The sequence below is a fragment of the Pseudomonas sp. PDM24 genome (assembly GCF_019218905.1).
GTDB lineage: Bacteria > Pseudomonadota > Gammaproteobacteria > Pseudomonadales > Pseudomonadaceae > Aquipseudomonas.
Genome location: NZ_JAHUWR010000011.1, coordinates 95,361 through 115,143 on the forward strand (window position 1 = coordinate 95,361; position 19,783 = coordinate 115,143).

Genomic DNA, 19,783 nt, shown 5'->3' on the forward strand with positions numbered 1-19,783 from the left:
TGACAACATCAGCATGAAGAATATCAAGCCATGTTCTACCTGTTATCGCTTATCGCCCTGTCAGCGGGGTTGCTTGCAGTAAAAACTCCTAAATACTCAATTGTATTTTTTGGACTCATGCTGTCTGTCATCCCCACCGGAAACTCCTACAGCGAAATAATATCGTTAAAAGGTATCTATTTTTTTGATTTCTATATAGCGGGTGCACTGAGTGCGTTGCTTACAAGACAAGCCGTGACACAAAAACTTCAATTAACAGTGCCCGCCGGCCTTCTTTTTGGCTGTGGGCTCTATGCAGTACTACTCGCGTGCGGCTTGATAGGGTCTGCGGATAAGTACTTATTAAAAGATACCCGACCTTTTATAATGATCCTGTCATTTGTAGTGCTCGCGAATATCGCCAAGCTTGCAGCGAAAACATTGACGCTACAAACGGTGCTGAAAATATTGATCGCGATGACGGCTTTTAATGTATTGGATATCGCTTGGTTGCGATTGGGGTTGTACAGTTTTCAAGATATCTACTATGAAGAAAACGCCTATAGATACCTTGACGGCGGCACATACGCAGCTGTGGCATATTTAATATATTACTTCATAGATCCCCGATCATTTGAGCGTAATAAAAAACTGGCGATGATCTGTATGATGACTTCATTTATCTGCTTGTTCATTGCCAATTCAAGATTCATTTTCGTTTCCGTTTTTGCAGCCATCATTATTCACCAGTATACAAAGCCTGCTCGAATGATCGGCATCATACTATTAGGCTCAGTCGTGCTATTGGCCTTCATTGGAATTAGCAACATGATCGGTGCTGATCGAATCAATGATGGTTTATCATCTGAAGGTTTGGCGGGGCAACTAGCCACTCGCTTCAGTCCTGCGTTGGACTTGATTCGCAATATGAATCCCGTGCACTACTTTGTCGGACTAGGGGCTGGAACTCCCTTTGAAATACCCTGGTTTGAATACCGTGGTCTCGATGATAAAAACTCGAACATTGACAGTGCTTACTTAACATATGTTGTTAAATACGGGGTCATCGGCGTGTACTTACTGCTCGTATTCACTACGTCCATTACTCAACATTTTAAAAGCCGGGTTGCGGTATCAATAGCCACCTTTCTGGCGCTGATGTTCATCGTATCGGCCACGCCTTATCAGCCGTACGCTATCGGAATCGCTTATAGCGCAATCATTTTGCGCGTCGTCTTGGAGCACGCCGGCAGGCAACGTAAAAAAACACAGACATTTCATCAGCCGCTGATAGCACCACCTTTTCAGGTTGAAGCCAGATGAACAACGCACTGTTGAAAAAGTTCGTGTCCAGTACTGCGTGGAGTTTCATTTCAGCCGTGGCCACGAAAGTCTCGGTTGTCATTACCGGCATACTGGTCGCTAGAGTACTGGGTGCACAATCATTTGGAGAATATGGCCTGATACAAAGCGCCATTGTCATGCTCGCCAATGTCGCAGCCCAAGCCACAACGACGGCGACGGCTAAACATATTGGTCAATTTAAAGAGATCTCCCCCGAGAAAACGGGCAGAGGTATCGCTCTAACGCTGATATTTGCCTTATCTTTCAGTGCCATGATCATTGGTATTTCTCTATTTTTTCCGATTTTCTTCTCTAACATAATTCTTGGCTCCGACAATCTGAAATATGTATCACTGATTGTATTGAGTACCATCACCTTCATTATTTTATCTGGATGGACCCAAGGGTGCTTAACCGGTTGGGGACAATATCGGTCTATTGCAACGATCAATGGAATTATCGCCATCGTCGCGATCCCGGGGACTTACTTCCTGACGACAAAATTCAGACTCAGTGGCGCCTTGCTGGGATTGGCGTGCTCTCAACTGTTAATTGTGTTTTTTAGCGCACTCGCGTGCTGGAAAACACTAAAGGAAAAGGACACAACGCTCAGTTTCAAAGGTGTAATGACTGAAAAGCATACCGTTCTTTCGGTCGGACTCCCGGTCTTGCTGACGGGGTTGATGGTCGCCCCGATGAATTGGTTAGCGAATAAACTGCTAGCCGAAACAAGTAACGGACTCGCCGCGTTAGGAATGTACGCAGCCGCCATGCAATGGAATGCAATATTCTCACATGTTTCCGTGGTATTAGGGTCCGTGCTTGTCCCAATGTTAGCCGCAACGTTGGGAGGTAAAAGCCGAAAGTTAGACGCCTTGAACTTTTTATCCGGCTGGTTAGTCGTGTTGATTGTTATACAGCCAGTTATCATGTTTCCCGAACTACTGGCAAAACTCTATGGGGATAGCTTCCTTGGTCGGGACTTTGAAATAACGTTGATTCTGGTCATTCTGGGTTCGCTGCTAAGTGCATTTAAATCCGGTATCTCAAGAAAAATGATCGTGATGGATTTGGCGTGGTACAGCGTCATGAGTAATATTCTATGGGGCGTATTATTCATATCCGGAGCTCTGCTTCTGAGGGAGGAGGGCGCCGTCGGCATTGCAAAAGCATTCATTGGCTCGCAATTAATACACTTCCTGCTTGGTCTGCCCTATTTCATATACAAAAAGATATTGCCCTTGGAATTACTCATTTCTCCCAGAATCCTGGTTTTGTGGGCATTGCCTTTCGTTACTTTCCTGTCAAGCACGTACATTGAAAGTGTCCTGTATCGATCGGCGATAGTGGTCATGATATTCATGTACATTCTGGCAACAACGTTTACCTTGAATACTATGTTTAATGAATCCGCAGAGATTGGAAGCCCAGCATGAACTCCAGTAAGGTTTATATTCGGGGGGCTTACGGCCCTGGTAATTTAGGTGATGATATCCTGATGTTGTGCGTCATCAATATTCTGAAAAAGAGATTCCAGGAGTCGGATATTGCAGTGGGCGTCGACCATCCGGCTATCGCCAAAAATTTTAACCCGCGCATAAAATGGCTGCATATCAAGGAACCGGTTAAAGCTGATCTGGTTGTTTTGGGGGGCGGTGGTCAGTTCTTCTCGTTCATTCCACCCTCCAAGAAGGCCTCCAGCGTTTCGCTTAAAGTATCAAAGCTTTTTAAGAGTATAAAAGCTCAAACGGATCTGAAATCCACACTGTTACGTTTGTACGTGGGGATGCGCGGTGGCATAGACAAAATTTACTTCCATCGTCGTCTTGCTGCGTTTTGTATTGGCTTAGGTCCATTTGACGGAGGCGGGAAGTTGCTGACACGCGCCGTCAGTGTCATTAATCGGTGTGACTATATTTCCGTCAGAGATGGTACAAGCCAACAGCATTGCAATACGTTTGGAAAATCTGATGTAGATGTGTATACCGATCCGACGCTACTTTCCGATCTGTGGATCTCCAGCAAAGATCTGAACATAAACAGCGCAAATAAAAACAAATACCTATCTTTTATTCTGCGCGATTGGCCGCATGACGTGAAGGGACAAAAATTCATAGAGGCAATGGTTCAGGCCGCTCATGAACTGTCCAAACGTGGTGAACAGGTTCGTCTGGTATCACTTTATAAAGAACGTGACCAGCATCTTATCGATAAGCACCACACGTTTGAATGGTTGTGCTGGGATGCCGCAGTCGACACACCAGAGACGTTCATGGCGAAATTGATAGTTGAATCCGATGTCATTATCAGCGCCAGGGCGCACGGCGTGCTTCTGCCTGCCTCTTTAGGTTATCCAACCATCGCTGTTGAAATCGAAAACAAACTGAAAAAAGTCCATGAAATGCTTCCGCGTGGCACCAAACTGGTCAGCGCTCCTGACCATAACCTGATCATGGCGACCATTAGCGAATTCAGACAATCCAAAGAGCAAATGGCAGAGCACCTCAAGCAAGAGATTTCACAGAGATCATCCATCGCACAAAATGCTGTTGATGATTTTTTGAAGTGGGTCGATAACAAATAAGATTCGAGGGGCAACTGACGTGAAAAAAAAAGGCTCGACGCTACTCACTTTAGCTTTTTCTCTGCATGTGGCTGCGAGCGGTGCGTCAGACGTAAAGGACAACTGCGAACAAAACATTGAAAACATCTATCCGTCACTTCCTGATGTTTCACAGACGTTTACCAGTCGTCAGGGCAAAGCCCAAGTACAGGACAGTATAAAAGGCAGTGCTAATTTAACCAACAAAGCCTACAGCAACGAAATCAAAGACATCACGGTACATTATCCCGCCGGGTCGTACGATCCAGGCTCGATGGTCCGGTTGGGTTTACCCTACGGGGGAATTGAGTTCAAATCCAGGCTCAAGCAACCGGGTAGAGAATGCCTGATTCTTACTTATGAATTGAAATTCGATAAAAACTTTGATTTTGTAAAAGGCGGAAAACTTCCGGGTCTCTACGGCGGCACTGGCAATACAGGAGGGAAAATACCTAACGGCCATGATGGTTTTTCCACTCGCTACATATGGAAAGAAAATGGCGTTGGCGCAATCTATGCCTATTTACCCACCAGCAAAACATGGGGGACAGCAATAGGCTTGGGCTCCTGGACCTTTAGTGTCGGGCGGTGGCACGTATTAGAGCAACTCGTAAAATTAAATACTCCGGGTCAAGCCGATGGTGTGATTTCTATTTGGTACGATAGAAAACTGGTGCACTCTGAAACAGGACTGATATTTAGAGACACTAAAAACTTAACGATCGATGGTTTGCTGTTCTCTACTTTCTTCGGTGGAAACAATGCATCCTTCGCCACACCTGCCAGTACCAATATTCGGTTCAGGAATTTCGTGATGAGTTCACGTCGCATCGCTAATACATCAGGGCAGGGCGCAGGTAACTAGATGAAAAACTTGAAGCTTAATACCAAGAAGGTAGTGGTTGCCTTATTTAATACGGCGCTTAGCCTGGCTTTCTTTTTTAGCTTGAGACGTTCACTGCTAAGGGCAACGGGATGCCGCATTGGCACCAAAACTACTGTCCATAGAAGGGTTATTTTTTTTTCATTTGGTAAATTCTCAATAGGAAAGAACTGCACGGTAAATTACAACTGCTACATGGATAATAGGGCTGGAATCAGCATCGGCGACAACGTCAATATCTCCCACAATACAAAAATTTATACACTGGGGCACGATATCGATGACCCCATGAGTAATACAGTCGGGAAGCCAGTTGTCATTGGAGATAACGCGTGGATCTTTCCCAATGTGATGATAATGCCAGGAGTTACAATAGGAAAAGGTGCGGTTATTTATCCCGGCAGCGTTGTTACGCGCAATGTTGAAGAGTATTCGATCGCGGGAGGAAACCCGGCTAAACATATTCGGTTCAGAAATAAAAGCATTCTGTACAGCGCCGAGTTCCCTATTTGGTTTGCATTGTAATGCACTCAATTTTCCCGACTATCCCTTATGCAGGATTCTGAAGTGAAATCATTAATGATCGCATGGGTTGGCTATCAACGACGCGCCGACACAATGAAACAATATTGGGCATATGACATTCTGCACCTCCCGAATAGATTCAAAAAAAAATATACCCGGCCATTGGACTATTTGATTAAGTCTTTTCAGACGATCAAAGCGCTTTTCGTCGGTGCGCCTGAGGTTGTTTGGGTCCAGCTACCACCGAGCCCTGTGTTGCACATAGCACTGGCCTACAAATTCTTGGTGAACAGGCGCCTCAAGATTATCGCTGACGCACACAACAGCTTGCTGCGCAAACAGTGGCTAACTTTCCCGGGGACGGTGTCTTTACTCAACAAAATCGATGCTGTTGTAGTCCACAACTTCAAAGTCAAAGAAGAGTTATCTCACGCAGGCGTTAACTCAGAAAACATTTTCATCCTGGAAGATTTGCCGTGTGATTTTAAAGCCTCGCCCGCCAGTGATCATCAGACACCCTATGTGCTTTTCCCTTGTTCTTTTGACATCGACGAACCCATAGAGGTCGTTATTAATGCAGCCAGGGAGATGCCTCATATAGACTTTCTTATCACAGGGAAGCATGAGGGCAAGTTGTCGGAGGCGCTCATAGAGTCAATGCCAGCCAATATCAAGCTTACGGGTTTTCTGAGTAAATTGATTTTTGAACAACTGCTGTGCAATGCGAATGTCGTTCTCGGTCTGACAACGCGCGACAATGTTCAATTGAGTGTGGCCAACGAAGCGGTCAGTGCGGGCAGGCCGATGGCACTCTCGAACACCACGGTACTGCGATCATTGTTTTCGGACGCGGCCGTATTTGTTGAGACATTAGACCCCCTGTCAATAAAATTTGGGGTATCTCAACTCATCGAAAATGAAGAACTCTATAAAGAAAAATCAGCCCAGTTAAAAGCCAAGCGAATAACACGCTGGAAGGGCCAGGCGGAGTTATTAAGAACAGCCGTTATCATCTAATGATGTCTATTAATCCTGACAGGAAGGGAACCGTCATGAGTCAATCGTATGATGTTTTACTGATTTGTTCCGGAGGTGGGCATTGGGTACAGATGAGCAAACTGCTTCCTGCCTTTGACGGGCAAAAGGTTAATATTGCCACCGTTGATATCAGCGTTCACTCGCAGTATCCACTTCACGATTTTGTTAAAGTTCCGGACTTTAATAGAAGTGAACCCTTGAAGATTATTAAGGGGTTCTATCAGATCTTCAATATCGTTTACCACAGCAAAGCAAAATACGTCATCTCTACGGGGGCTGCACCGGGTCTGCTGGGTTTGATCGCAGCAAAGATCATGGGAAAGAAAACGCTCTGGATTGATAGTATCGCGAACCCCAAGAAAATCTCTCTGTCCGGCAGAATCGCTTCTTACTTTGTAGATGAATTGCTCACGCAGTGGCCCACTCTTTCGGAGAATAGCAGGGCTCAATATAAAGGGAGGATTGTATAAATGATATTCTGCAGCGTTGGTACTCAAGCACCGTTTGAGAGAATGCTCAGCTATTTAAGTGAATGGAGTCATGCAAACCCTCATATCCCTATTGTTGCCCAAGTCGGCGATAACGAAAAGGACTTGGGCCGCATTACCGCGTTCAAAACAATAGCCGAACCTCTGTTTTCCAAAAACTTCAACACATCTGCAGTCGTCGTCTCTCATGCGGGTATGGGTAATATCATTCGCTCGCTTGAACTGGGAAAACCAATAGTTATCGTTCCTCGGGATAGCAGCCGTGGTGAACATATTAATAACCATCAGTACGACACTGTCGAGAATTTTTCGAGCTTCCCGTCTGTTTTCATTGCCTATGATAAAGATGATTTTTTTTCGGCTATTCATTCAGCGCTCAATTACAGTAACGCAGAGAGTTCGTTGGACTTCACGGAAAGAGATCGTTTGATCGATTATATAAAGTCATTCACGTCTTAATTCTTCGCTGTTTGTCGACACTCTTTCATCACCTTTAATCATTGAGTAATCGCTATGATCCCAGTTATTTTGTCTGGCGGCTCAGGCACGCGCTTGTGGCCGCTTTCAAGAGCTCTTAAACCAAAACAATTTATATCGATACACGGTGATTTGAGCTTGTTTCAAGCCACTTTAGATCGAATAAAAAATCTCTCTACAGAGGGGGAGAGCCTAAGTCCTCCGATAATAGTTTGTAACGAAGATCATCGTTTCATCGTGGCTGAGCAAAGCAGATCGCTGGATATAAAGCCACAAAAAATCCTATTGGAGCCTTTTGCACGAAATACCGCTCCCGCTATAGCGGCCGCGACATTGGCAGCCCTGGAGGACGGGGATGATCCTGTCCTTTTGGTTTTAGCCGCAGACCATGTCATAACTGACATTAACGCTTTTCAAGCCTCCATTGCGTTGGCCAAGGTGGAAGTCAACAAGGGTCGAATTGTCACCTTCGGGGTCGTACCCACTAAGCCTGAGACCGGTTACGGCTATATCCGTACGCAAATTGATACTGCCGAAGGTGCTGCGCACGTTGAAGCTTTTGTAGAAAAGCCCGACCTGGAAACAGCACAAAGCTACCTTGCCCAAGGAAACTATTTCTGGAATAGCGGAATGTTTATGTTCCGCGCCTCCGTCATGAAGTCTGAACTGGAACGCTTGAGTCCTGACATCGTTGTCGCCGCAGAGCTTTCTCTCTCCAACGCGGCGCATGACCAGGACTTCACAAGGCTCAATCAGGTGGACTTCGTGAACGCGCCCAATGTGTCGATTGATTATGCGGTCATGGAAAAAACCAACATTGCGTCAGTCGTTATCCTCAACTCCAGTTGGAGCGATCTTGGTGCATGGGATTCGGTTTGGGAAGCAGGCCCGAAAGATGAAAATGAAAACTGCATACAAGGGGATGTATTGCTGCACGGCGTTACCAATAGTTATGTCCACTCCAGCCATCGTCTGGTCACTGTTCTAGGTCTAAGTGATGTCGTTGTCGTCGAGACGTCTGACGCAATATTGGTGACGACCAAGGAGCACTCTCAAGACGTCAAGAAAATAGTGTCTGAACTCACTAAGAATAATCGAGTCGAGGGCGCTAGCCATCGTGAAGTCTATAGACCCTGGGGGAAATATGACTCAGTAGACCAAGGTCATAGATACCAAGTTAAGCGAATCACGGTCAAACCCGGGCATAAACTTTCTGTTCAACTTCATCATCATCGGGCAGAACACTGGATCGTGGTGTCAGGCACCGCAAATGTGCAAATCGGTGACAAACAGGTGTTGCTGAGCGAGAACCAATCCACCTACATACCCATTGGGGTTGTGCACTCTCTTGAAAATCCAGGGCGAATCCCCCTTGAGTTGATAGAAGTTCAGTCGGGTTCCTACCTTGGCGAAGATGACATTGTTCGTTTTGAAGATCGTTATGGCCGCCTCGAGCTCATTTAAAGGAGTATTAAAATGAATGTTACTGTTTTTGGAATAGGCTATGTGGGCCTGGTTCAGGCGGCTGTACTTGCTGACGCAGGGCATGACGTATGTTGTGTTGATGTCGATGCTATTAAAGTCGAGAACCTGAAGAGCGGGATTATTCCGATCTATGAGCCTGGATTAAGTGCTCTCGTAGAAAAATGCCATGAAGCAGGGCGTTTACATTTCACCACCGATGCAGCACGCGGCGTGGATCATGGTGACATCCAGTTTATTGCAGTGGGCACGCCTCCGGACGACGATGGCAGCGCTGATATAAAATACGTGTTATCCGTTGCAGCGACCATCGCGCTCCACATGACGGAGACTAAAATTATTGTTAACAAGTCTACTGTGCCTGTTGGTACCGCAGATAAAGTAAGAATGAAAGTTTCCGACGTATTGAAGTCTCGGGATCTTGAGGTGGAGTTTCACGTCATCTCGAATCCCGAGTTCTTGAAGGAAGGTTCTGCGGTAGCAGACTGCACTCGTCCCGATAGAATTATCATAGGCAGTGATAGTAGTTACGCCGTGGACCGGATGAGGGAGCTCTATGAGCCTTTCAACAGAAACCATGAAAAAATTATCACAATGGACATCAGGAGTGCCGAACTGACGAAGTATGCGGCTAACTGTCTATTGGCAACAAAAATTTCATTCATGAATGAAATGGCTAATTTCGCCGAGCGATTGGGCGCAGACATTGAGGCCGTTCGTAAAGGCATTGGCTCTGATCCAAGAATTGGCTACGACTTTATCTACCCTGGCTGCGGCTATGGCGGCTCCTGTTTCCCAAAAGATGTACAAGCCCTGGAGCGTACAGCGTCGTCGATCGGCTATAAAGCAACGCTTTTGTCAGCTGTCGAGGAAGTCAACAGACGGCAAAAGGAACATCTATTCGAGCATATCCAACATCACTTCGATGGGCAGCTGGAGGGAAAAACATTTGCGATTTGGGGCTTGGCTTTCAAACCCAATACCGATGATATGCGAGAAGCATCAAGCCGCGTCTTGATTGAACAGTTGCGTAGCGTTGGTGCCAGAATGCAAGCCTTCGACCCCGAAGCTATGGCCGAAACACAACGAATTTATGGAATGAAAGAAGACCTGCTTTTAATGGGTACCAAAGAAGCTGCGCTTCAAGGCGCTGATGCTTTAATCATTGTGACAGAATGGCGCGAATTCAAAGCCCCTGACCTGGACTTGATAAAGGAAAAGCTGAGTACTCCTGTCATATTTGACGGCCGTAACATATTCGATCCTCACCGCATGAAAGCCAATGGATTCGATTATTATGGTATAGGGCGCGGGCTATCTGTAAGGCCGGTCATTTAATACTGTCTAGGTCACCAAGAAAAAGCCATAGTCCCTCTTTCATACTTGTCCGCGTCTTGGAGCGGACAAGTCCGTAGTAAAAAAATTGGGATAATGCTGGCTACAACTCTTCAGCGCGTTGGAAGGTTTGTGCTCAATGATGAGCGCTGAGAAACGGCATTCTGCTAATTTCGTAGAAAGGTCGGCGAAACCTACAACATCGTTGGCCATAACGAAAAACACAATCTCGAGTTCCTGCGAACCCTGTGCGATCTGCTTGAAGAGTTGGCTCCCGACAAGCCTGCGGGCGTCGAGCGTTATCGTGCGCTGATTACCATTCAAACCCTGCCTCTATTAAATTTTGAAGGGTATCCCCATATGAAAGGCATCATTTTGGCGGGAGGCTTCGGCGCCCACTTGCACCCCATTCCTCGTGGCGTATCCAAACAACTGCTTCCGGTCTACGGCCAGCTTTGGTTATCGGCCGCGGAACAGGATAAACAAGCCATCGCGTTACACAAAATCGGTTACGGCCAATACCTGGCACGTGTGCTGACTACGGAGCCTGCGAGATGAATGTCATCAACACTCGGTTGCCCGGCGTACTGATTGTCGAGCCTAAAATCTTCGGTGATGGCCGCGGGTTCTTTCTTGAGAGCTATCACCAGCAGCGTTATCGCGATGCCGGCATCGAATTGCCTTTCGTACGGGACATTCACTCGCGTTCGCAATATGGCATGCTGCGGGGTTTGCACTTCCAGCGAACCAAGCCCCAAGGCAAGTTGGTGCGTGTCACCCAAGGTGCGGTGTACGACGTGGTAGTGGACATCAATCCCCAATCGCCCACCTGTGGTGAGCATGTGGGCGTCAAATTGACCGCTGACAACCATCTTCAACTATGGGTGCCGCCGGGTTATGCCCACGGTTTCTGTGTGCTCAGTGATACCGCCGATTTTCAATACAAATGCACCGATCTGTATTACCCCGAGGACGAGGGTGGTCTGTTCTGGAATGATCCGGAGCTGGACATTGCCTGGCCCGTGGAGTCGCCTCAACTCTCGGAAAAAGACTTGCACAACCCGCGCTTGCGCGCGGTATTGAACGGGGAATGACTGATTCATAGTGGTCTATAGTTAACATTAACTATTTATGACTTGATGTTATGTAATCTCAATGACCCACCACAGTAGAATTTTGCGTGATAAGAAGCCGGGAAAATCCTGACTAATAATAACAATAGGCGCGGAGGGCGGATGATTTGCACTCTGGGATTTGTTCCGAAAATGCTTTGCCATGTAGCAAAAATCTTGAAAAGTCGCCGTTTTTCATCAAAGAGGCCTGCTCCTTGAAGCGCTTTTGCCCATGGCGTTGCGAGGTTCGGCGTATGGTATGCACTCCCTATAAATGACATGCTCCAAAGGAGGCAATGTGCATGAACGGGCTCGTTCAACTTACGGGTGGCAGTTCATTCACCTGCTGTTCAATTCCCGGTCCCCTAGTATCAAATCTAATGCAGAGTTGATGTCGAGAAGGAGTCTGATATGAAGAAGCTACTTACGGCCGGCTTGCTGGCTGTCATGAGTACCGCGGCGTTAGCAGCGGATGAACCACCGAGTAAACCGGCGAGCGAAGCAGCCAGCGAGCCACTGTCGTTGAACACCCCGCTGGTCGGGGACGTGACGGTCGCCGAAACTGTTGTGATCGGCGCGGCTATCGCGGGCGCTGCAGTGGCCGCTTCAAACTCCGGTGGCAGTTCCAATGGCGGTACCTCCGGAACAGGCGGCACCACCGGTACGGGTGGTACTACCGGTACCACCAACTAATACCCCGCGAAGTGTGTTGTTCAAGATCACTCAGAACTTTCTGGGTGATCTTGTTTTAGATTTGCCCTCGACTAGCGTAGTGCCATTATGATCCGTAGATTATCTGTTGTTATGCTGGCAAGTATCAGCTTGCACGGCTGTATGTTTTCGCCTGGTCAACACATGGACACCAGTCAAATGGTCAGTGACGGCTCTGGGGAAAGTAGCCGGGTGGAGCTTATTCCCATCACGCCTAAATTGATTGCCATGGATGCCGCCACGCAAGTTCGCGAATCGGTCCCCGCTGCGTTGTTGTCCTATGTTCCGGGCGGTTATCGCGTGGGTGCCAATGACCTGTTGTTTATCACGGTCTGGGATCACCCCGAATTGACGGCGCCTTCAGGGCCGCAACAGCAACTCGATGCCAACGGTCGTCTGGTGCGCCCGGACGGCACGCTGTTTTATCCCTACATCGGTAATATTCCGGCCGCGGGTAAAACCATCGAAGAGTTGCGAGCCTTTATCGCCGAGCGCTTGTCGCAATTTGTCGAAAGCCCTCAGGTCGACGTCAGTGTTTTGCGTTTCGCCAGCCAGACCGTGGTGATTTCTGGCGCGGTGCTCAAAGCCGGTCAACAACCGATCACCACCAACCCGTTGAGTGTGGTGGAGGCCGTTGGCGCGGCCGGGGTGGACCCTTTGAACGCAGACTTGTCGGGTCTGACGCTGACCCGGGACGGGCGCGAATACAAGCTTGATCTGGACACCCTCAATCGCCGGGACTCAGAGCTGCAGGGCGTCTACCTCAAGGGTGGCGACCGGTTGTACTTGCCTTATAACGACCAAAAGCGAATCTATGTCATGGGTGAGGTCAACCAGCCTCGCGCGCTGAGCTTCAAGAGCAAATCGATCAACCTGACCGATGCCTTGGGCACTGTGGGTGGCTTGAACCAGACCACCTCCAATGGCAACGCGGTGTACGTGATTCGCGGCGCGGATAACCTGGAAACCGAACCGGCCAAAGTGTTCCAGCTCGATGCCGAATCCCCTTCGGCCCTAGTGCTGGCCACTCGTTTCGACTTGCAGCCGCAAGACATCGTCTATGTCGGCCCGGCCGGCGTGACGCGCTGGAACCGTCTGATCAGCCAGCTTCTGCCCACGGCCGCAGTCCTCGGGACCGGCGCCAGCTCTGTTAATAATCTCAGCGAAGCCAACAGCAGATAAGGCTCTATCCCGCCGTGAAAATTTTGCCTACCTGTGCCTGTCTGTCGATGGCGCTCTTGCTATGCGGGTGTAACCCGTTGATGAAGGCCTCCTGGCACACCCTGGAATCCTCCATCACAGGACCTGCCTCCATCAACCTGACCCGCGCTCAGGTCGACGCCGTGCCGTATCCGCAGATCCTGGTCACCACCACCTCCAGCGAGGGGGTGATGGCCATGGCCCGTCGGCGCGGTGACCTGCAGTTCTGGGTTGCTTCCGGCAAGCAAGTGTTGATGATGCGCGACGGTCTGGTGGTACGCACCGTCGGGCTGGGCGTTTCTCTTGACGGCACTCGCTTTAATGAAGAGTCGCCGTTCAAGCGCGGCCTTCAGCATTTGCCTGATGGCTATACCAGCACGCGCTGGATAGACATCTATGACGGCAACCGTATCGGCATTGCGGTCGACAGCCGTTTCAGCACCCAAGGCATCGAGACCATCAGCATTCTGGACAAGGATTACGCCTTGCTGCGCATCGACGAGCAGGTGGATGCACCCACCCTGAATTTCCACGCCACCAACCGCTACTGGGTCGACCCCCAGGACGGTTTCATCTTGCGCAGCGAGCAGCACCTGACGCCGCAATTGTTCCTGAAAATCGTGCAGTTACGCCCTGATCGGGGGGCTGCCCGTTGAAGTGTCCGAACCTTTTGTTGCTGGGTTTGTTCTTGATCGGTCCGGGCATGAGCCAGGCAGCCGTCACGGTGAGTGGTGATGTGCGCAGCCCCGGGCCCATCGACGTCAAACCCGGTGCACGTTTGATGGACGTCATTCGAGAGGCCCAACCTAACGCCGAAAGTTACTGGCTGGGTGCTGCGTGGCTGCACCGCTCATTGGAGGATCAGCAAACGCGTTTGAAGGCCGGCGTCTTGTTCGATCTGAAGTTGCTACAACGGGGTGCCTTGCTGGATGGCAAGGGCACGCGAGCAGACTTGAGCAAGCGCCTGTATGAGCAGATCGAGCGGCTGCCGGTCACCGGGCGTCAGGTCGCGGTGCTCGACCCGATCGCCGTGGAAGTGGGCTTCGCCCGCAACGCTTTGCTGGATGATGGTGACCGACTTATTTATCCCGCGCGGCCGTCCACTGTTGAAGTCCTTGGGGCAGTCGCGCAGCCCTGTCATGTGCCTTACCGCGGCCTGCAGGAAGTCCGAGCTTATGCTCTGGACTGCACCATTCTCGACGATGCCGAACGCGATTATTTATGGCTGATTCAGCCCGACGGCCAGGTGCGGCGTGTGGGCGTGGCGGCATGGAACCGTGAGGAGGGCGTCGTGGCTGCTCCTGGCAGCAAGATCCTGGTGCCGATCAGGAACGACGACCTTGAGGTGCCGACTCCCGAGCTCAATCAACAACTGGCCGAGTTTCTCGCCACTCAACCCTTGGCTGAGGTGGCCCCTTGAAGTGCCCCTTTAAGTTACGTTTTGCTGCTGTATTGCTCCTGCCCTGCGGATTTGCTCACGGTGAACCGCGCTACACCCAGAGTGATTTTGGTGGCGTCGGTCTGCTTCAGACCCCCACCGCACGCATGGCTCCCGCGGGGGAGTTGAGCGTCACGGCCAGTCGTACTGACCCTTATTCGCGCTACAGTTTTTCCTTGCAGCCGCTCGATTGGCTGGAGGGCTCGTTTCGTTACACCGCGATCTCCAACCGCAAGTACGGCACCGAAGAGCTGAGTGGCGATCAGAGCTTCAAAGACAAGGCTATCGACGTCAAGGCACGGCTTTGGGAAGAAAGTCACTGGGCACCGCAGGTCGCCCTCGGTGCCCGGGACATTGGCGGTACCGGGTTGTTTTCCAGCGAATATTTCGTCGCCAACAAGCGTTATGGCGACCTGGATTTCAGCCTCGGCATTGCCTGGGGCTATCTGGGTAATCGGGGGGATTTCAGCAACCCGCTGGCGGTCTTCGGCAGCAAGTTCAACGACCGGCCAGAGAGCACGGCGGTTGTCGCCAGGGCAGGGGACGTGAACGCCAATGCCTACTTCAGGGGTCATCCTTCATTGTTTGGCGGGATCGCCTATCAAACGCCGTGGGCACCGCTGAGCCTGAAGCTTGAATATGAGGGCAACGATTATAAAAATGAGCCGTTGGACAACTCGATCAAGCAAGACCTGCCGATCAACATCGGCGTGGTCTACAAGCTGGCCGACAGCGTCGATTTGAGTGCTGGCTGGGAGCGTGGCAATACGGCGATGTTCGGCATCACCCTGCACACCAATTTTGTCAGCCGCAAGGCACCGGTCAAGACCTATGACCCTCCCGCCGAGCCATTGCCGGTGCAGGCACCGTCGACTCCGGCTGATCAGGTCAATTGGGCCGATGTCTCCGACCGGCTACAGGAAAATGCCGGCTACAAGGTGAAACGCATCACCCAGCGCGGTTCGGAACTGATGGTGTATGGCGAGCAGTCCCGCTATTTTTATCCGTCCAAAGCCGTCGGGCGGGCTAGCCGGATTCTCGATAACAGCGTTAATCAAGACATCGATTGGTTCACCCTGGTGAATCAGCGTTATGACATGTCCATCGAGGAAACCAGCGTGCCGCGCGAAACCTTCCGCGCGGTCGTGAACAACGACCAGCCGTTGAAGGATCTGCACCGTACGACCGAGGTCAACCCGGCGATGGCGCACCGGGAAACCACGCTCTACACCCAGGCGCTGCAACCGTTCAGTTACGGCTTCGGCCTGGGCTACAAACAGAACATCGGTGGCCCCGACGGACTGATCTATCAGTTCACCGCCGATGCCGATGCGGAGTACCGTTTCACTCGCAATACCTGGTGGAGCGGTTTGCTCAGTGTCAACCTGCTGAACAACTACGACAAGTTCACCTACGACGCGCCGAGCGGGCTGCCGCGAGTGCGCACTGATTTGCGCCAATACATGACCACCTCCGATGTGACGATGCCGACGTTCCAGTTCAACCATGCAAAACAGCTGGATCAGGACTTGTATGGCATGGTCTACGGCGGCTATCTGGAATCCATGTACGCTGGCGTTGGCAGCGAAGTGCTGTATCGACCCACGGGGAAACGCTGGTCGGTGGGCGCTGACCTGAACTTCGTGCGCCAGCGCGATTATGATCAGGGCTTTGGCCTGCGTGACTACAAGACCGTGACGGGCCATGTCACCAGCTATACTGAACTGCCCAATGACATGCTTGCAGCGGTCAGTGTCGGGCGTTATCTGGCGCGGGACTGGGGCACCACCGTGGACTTGTCGCGGGTGTTCAAGAACGGCGTGAAGTTTGGCGCCTGGGTCACGCTGACCAGCGCGTCGAAGGAGGAGTATGGCGAGGGCAGCTTCGACAAAGGGATTTATGTTTCCATCCCGTTCGACGAACTGATGAGTACCTCCACCATGCGTCGGGCCAACATCGTCTGGGCGCCACTGACCCGCGATGGCGGTGCACGCCTGAGCCGTGCCTACTCGCTACAGACCATGACCGATGGACGTGACAGCGACCTGTTTTACAACAACTTCGAGAAAATTACCGAATGATCACGTGGCTCAAAGGCTTGGTCGAGTTGCCATTCTGGCTTCGGGGTCTGGTCTTTGCTGTGGTGACCGGGATTCTGCTGTTCGCGGGGTTACGCTCTCAGCCGGTCCCGGAGCTGTTCGTCGAAGAGGACAAGCTCCATCACTGGATCGGCTTTCTGGTATTTGCGTTCAGCTGCCGCCTGGCCTTTCCCAATGTGAAGTTACGCTGGATAGTCTTGGGGTGTTTGCTCACTGGCGTGCTCATCGAGTTCGCACAAGATTTGATGCCGCTACGCACGGCCTCGCCCTATGACATGCTGGCAAATAGTATCGGCGTGTTGATGGGTTTGCTGGTCTCGAGATACTGGCTGCGCTGAAAAGGCTTTAAGCACTAAGCAGTCTGCTGGCATGTTGTACCGCTGGCGACACTGGTTCGTTCATCGGCGACAACGGCTGGCAGCGAATACGCCTGCGACGCTAAATCAATATCACAACAGAGCTTATAGGAGATGGACCTCATGAAGAACCTATTAACTATGCTGCGCGAAACATACAACCCACCGGAAAGATCAGAAAAATACGATCTAATCCAGGTACTACGTTTTATCGCAGCGCTAGCCGTCGTCCTATGCCATTCCGCGTTTTATACGAAAGAACGACTAGATCCTGACGCATCCTTTTACGCGCCCGGAAGCCATGGCGTTTCTTTATTCTTTGTGATCAGCGGCTTCGTCATGATTCTCGCCTCTGAAAAGCTGCACGGAACGGCCAATGGTTGGAAACACTTCGCCGCCCGCAGAATTGCCCGTATTGTTCCGCTGTACTGGGCTGCCACTACCATAAAACTGCTCGTGTTACTCTCAGCCGCGCACTTAGTGCTGCACGCTGAAATTGACTGGGTCTATATATTTAAATCATATTTTTTTATTCCTTCCGTAAACATTGACAGCGACATCAAGCCGCTACTGGGCGTAGGCTGGACACTGCTATTTGAAATGTTCTTTTATGCCGTGTTTACCCTTTGCCTGCTGCTAAAGTTGAGCGCCATACGCTGGTGCGCCGGGCTATTCGGTTTATTGACCGTCGCCTCATTCTTTAAAACAGAAGACTGGTCGCCGGCGATGCAATTCTATGCAGACCCGATTGTCCTTAATTTTCTATGGGGAATGCTGGCCGCGCGTCTTATCCAGAAGCGTATTTACATGCCTACATCTATTTCCGTTATCTTAGTGGTATTGTCATTGGCTTATCTTTTCCTGCCACGCACCACCATTTGGGGCGAAACAATACTCTACGGAATCGCCTCGCTTTTCACGGTATACGGATGCGCGTCCATCGAGAAAACCTGTAACGTTACTGTACCGAAATTACTTGTTTTTCTTGGGGCCGCCTCTTATTCCATCTATCTGTTTCACCCGCTGCTATCGCCCGCGGCGCCGGAAATCCTGAAGCGTATTGGCCTAATCATTCCCTCGATCTCAGTAATCTTCAGCACTCTGATCGCCATTGTGGCCGGCAGCATTTTCTATGTTTTGATAGAGACGCCCGCGACCTCGCGGCTAAACGCCCTGATTAAAAGACGCCTCGCAAAACTTACAGCCGACACTGCGCCCGCCATAAAAACACCCGCCTAAATTCCTCCCCGCACGGCTTGCGATCCAAGCCGTGCGGGCGCTTCATGCTATGACCCTCAGGCATACACACCGATACCACCCAGCGCAATAATGGTGAATATGAATGCCCCAGTGGTCGCAACCACGGGAGTTACCGTTAGGTAATCGTTGGCAATGCTAAAGGTGAAAGATGGATGGTTAGTTGCTCTCCCGGCAGGTGAAAAATTAAAGTTATAATGAGAGTGTTGGTAGGGAGTGTTCTTGCCCTTGGTTGCTCTTTCTTGGCGGCTGCACCGTTGTCGCAACTAGATGCTGTTACGCAATGTGATATTGAAAATGTTAAGGCTTGCCGGGTATTGTTTGTCAGTGACAGTATTATTTTGCATGGCTTCAATGAAACTACAAAGAAAAATTTAGGATGGAGTCATACAAGTGGTATGGCTGCATCCTCTAGGCAATATGATTATGTAAGTATTTTAAGCCGAGAAATTAGTGACGCCCGCGAGCAGCCGACGGTGGTTTGTTTTCACACTGCAGGAGGAAGTGGCACAGTTGACCAGCGACTCCGAGCATTGGACTCTGTAATTAATACGCGCCCAAATCTTGTGGTTATTCAGCTAGGTGAGCACGAAGATATTAGAAGCGGAATTGGTAATTTAGAAGAAAATTACAGAAAGTTAATTACTGCTCTCCGTCGACTCGATAGTCGTCCGAGTATCATTGCCGTGGGCCCATGGTCCTTGTCTCGTCAGAATGGCCTTGGGCGTTACAGTGGCTGGTCCGGGGAGGTCGATAGAGTTATGGCGTCGGTCTCCTCTGAAGAGCATGTGCCTTACTCTTCAGTAGCCGATATCGCGGCTCTTCCACTAGCCCATGGTGCCGGTTCATCTGATGGGGTGCGCTGGCATCCGAATGATTACGGGCATGGCTTATATGTTAAACGTTTATTTTTGTTGTATCAGCAGGCAGCACTCCTCAGTGCGTGATTAATTTGGCGTTTGAGGATGTTGATAGTCGCGTCATTGTCAATCTGGTTTGTGTGACGAAGGGGGGGCGATATGCTTCTCGCGAAAAGTCGTGACATGTGCGCCACGTAGTCACGCTTGATCGTCTTCGTCTTCTTACCCAGCATCCGTTGCAGTTCACGGATCTGCTTGAGCGCATCGTACCGCCCGGAAGCCACCACCGCTCACTGACACGACAAGCTGCCGTCCTGATACAGCTTGCACCCCAGGAACAGCTGGTTGGCATTGGTGTCATTGCGCCGAGCCACCACCGAAACACTTTGCTCTGGTTCAAGACTCTCGCGAACCAGGGCAATTTTTTTGCTTCGAGTTCCAGCGGCGTTGCCGCTCCCGGCCTAAAAGCTCCCCACTAGTCATAAACATAACCGTTTGCCTATCCCTTATCGTAAGGGAAGCGGTGTTCTGTCTTTCATGGAGCTCGTTCAGATACTTTCAGATGGTCATACAGTCGAACCTGTAGTTCTGAATTGG

19 protein-coding genes and 3 pseudogenes are annotated in these 19,783 nt (G+C 50.3%); 21 read left to right on the plus strand and 1 reads right to left on the minus strand.

The window, feature by feature from the left end:
- The first annotated feature begins 30 nt into the window (after positions 1–30).
- From KW837_RS27550 to KW837_RS27650, 21 genes and pseudogenes are all read left to right on the plus strand, one after another.
- The gene (locus KW837_RS27550) at positions 31–1,302 is read left to right on the plus strand and encodes a DUF6369 family protein (RefSeq protein WP_218399232.1); all 1,272 of its coding nucleotides are present in this window, start codon (positions 31–33) and stop codon (positions 1,300–1,302) included.
- The gene (locus KW837_RS27555) at positions 1,299–2,759 is read left to right on the plus strand and encodes an oligosaccharide flippase family protein (RefSeq protein ID WP_218399233.1); all 1,461 of its coding nucleotides are present in this window, start codon (positions 1,299–1,301) and stop codon (positions 2,757–2,759) included. The genes KW837_RS27550 and KW837_RS27555 overlap by 4 nt, the downstream gene beginning before the upstream one ends.
- Entirely contained in the window at positions 2,756–3,907 is a 1,152-nt protein-coding gene (locus tag KW837_RS27560; protein ID WP_218399234.1) for a polysaccharide pyruvyl transferase family protein, read from the plus strand. Before KW837_RS27555 ends, KW837_RS27560 begins: the two co-directional genes overlap by 4 nt.
- A gap of 19 nt (positions 3,908–3,926) precedes the next feature.
- The gene (locus tag KW837_RS27565; protein WP_218399235.1) at positions 3,927–4,790 is read left to right on the plus strand and encodes a polysaccharide lyase; all 864 of its coding nucleotides are present in this window, start codon (positions 3,927–3,929) and stop codon (positions 4,788–4,790) included.
- Positions 4,791–5,333 (plus strand): DapH/DapD/GlmU-related protein, encoded by a 543-nt coding sequence (locus tag KW837_RS27570; RefSeq protein WP_218399236.1) that lies wholly within the window; start codon positions 4,791–4,793, stop codon positions 5,331–5,333.
- 42 nt (positions 5,334–5,375) lie between these two features.
- Positions 5,376–6,350 carry a glycosyltransferase family 1 protein gene (locus KW837_RS27575; RefSeq protein WP_371317175.1) on the plus strand — a complete coding sequence of 325 codons (975 nt, stop codon included), beginning with the start codon at positions 5,376–5,378 and terminating at the stop codon, positions 6,348–6,350.
- Positions 6,351–6,385: 35 nt separating this feature from the next.
- Complete coding sequence (locus KW837_RS27580; protein WP_256349048.1) at positions 6,386–6,841, plus strand: UDP-N-acetylglucosamine transferase subunit ALG14; 456 nt, start codon at positions 6,386–6,388, stop codon at positions 6,839–6,841.
- Entirely contained in the window at positions 6,842–7,318 is a 477-nt protein-coding gene (locus KW837_RS27585; RefSeq protein ID WP_218399237.1) for a glycosyltransferase, read from the plus strand.
- 54 nt (positions 7,319–7,372) lie between these two features.
- Entirely contained in the window at positions 7,373–8,800 is a 1,428-nt protein-coding gene (locus tag KW837_RS27590) for a mannose-1-phosphate guanylyltransferase/mannose-6-phosphate isomerase (RefSeq protein ID WP_218399238.1), read from the plus strand.
- Positions 8,801–8,812: 12 nt separating this feature from the next.
- Positions 8,813–10,156 (plus strand): UDP-glucose/GDP-mannose dehydrogenase family protein, encoded by a 1,344-nt coding sequence (locus KW837_RS27595; protein WP_218399239.1) that lies wholly within the window; start codon positions 8,813–8,815, stop codon positions 10,154–10,156.
- Between the two features lie 171 nt (positions 10,157–10,327).
- Positions 10,328–10,471: pseudogene (locus KW837_RS28890) on the plus strand (dTDP-glucose 4,6-dehydratase); the annotation flags it as partial.
- 42 nt (positions 10,472–10,513) lie between these two features.
- A pseudogene (locus KW837_RS29190) lies at positions 10,514–10,600 on the plus strand (sugar phosphate nucleotidyltransferase); the annotation flags it as partial.
- Between the two features lie 107 nt (positions 10,601–10,707).
- Positions 10,708–11,247, plus strand: a complete 540-nt coding sequence (gene rfbC / locus KW837_RS27610) for a dTDP-4-dehydrorhamnose 3,5-epimerase (RefSeq protein WP_218399242.1) — start codon at positions 10,708–10,710, stop codon at positions 11,245–11,247.
- A 429-nt stretch (positions 11,248–11,676) separates the two neighbouring features.
- Positions 11,677–11,958, plus strand: a complete 282-nt coding sequence (locus KW837_RS27615) for a hypothetical protein (protein ID WP_218399243.1) — start codon at positions 11,677–11,679, stop codon at positions 11,956–11,958.
- A gap of 87 nt (positions 11,959–12,045) precedes the next feature.
- Positions 12,046–13,158: a polysaccharide biosynthesis/export family protein gene (locus tag KW837_RS27620; RefSeq protein ID WP_218399244.1), complete on the plus strand. Its 1,113-nt coding sequence runs from the start codon at positions 12,046–12,048 to the stop codon at positions 13,156–13,158.
- A gap of 14 nt (positions 13,159–13,172) precedes the next feature.
- Positions 13,173–13,832, plus strand: a complete 660-nt coding sequence (locus KW837_RS27625; protein WP_371317176.1) for a YjbF family lipoprotein — start codon at positions 13,173–13,175, stop codon at positions 13,830–13,832.
- Positions 13,829–14,596 carry a capsule biosynthesis GfcC family protein gene (locus KW837_RS27630; protein ID WP_218399246.1) on the plus strand — a complete coding sequence of 256 codons (768 nt, stop codon included), beginning with the start codon at positions 13,829–13,831 and terminating at the stop codon, positions 14,594–14,596. Before KW837_RS27625 ends, KW837_RS27630 begins: the two co-directional genes overlap by 4 nt.
- Positions 14,593–16,695 carry a YjbH domain-containing protein gene (locus KW837_RS27635; RefSeq protein WP_218399247.1) on the plus strand — a complete coding sequence of 701 codons (2,103 nt, stop codon included), beginning with the start codon at positions 14,593–14,595 and terminating at the stop codon, positions 16,693–16,695. Before KW837_RS27630 ends, KW837_RS27635 begins: the two co-directional genes overlap by 4 nt.
- A complete protein-coding gene (locus KW837_RS27640; protein WP_218399248.1) occupies positions 16,692–17,051 on the plus strand; it encodes a VanZ family protein in 360 nt (119 codons plus the stop codon). Before KW837_RS27635 ends, KW837_RS27640 begins: the two co-directional genes overlap by 4 nt.
- A gap of 141 nt (positions 17,052–17,192) precedes the next feature.
- A complete protein-coding gene (locus tag KW837_RS27645; RefSeq protein ID WP_256349051.1) occupies positions 17,193–18,308 on the plus strand; it encodes an acyltransferase in 1,116 nt (371 codons plus the stop codon).
- A gap of 215 nt (positions 18,309–18,523) precedes the next feature.
- Complete coding sequence (locus tag KW837_RS27650) at positions 18,524–19,273, plus strand: SGNH/GDSL hydrolase family protein (protein ID WP_218399249.1); 750 nt, start codon at positions 18,524–18,526, stop codon at positions 19,271–19,273.
- Between the two features lie 128 nt (positions 19,274–19,401).
- On the opposite strand, the pseudogene KW837_RS28895 reads toward KW837_RS27650, so the two are convergent.
- Positions 19,402–19,669 (minus strand): annotated as a pseudogene (locus tag KW837_RS28895) (transposase); the annotation flags it as partial.
- Positions 19,670–19,783: the final 114 nt, after the last annotated feature.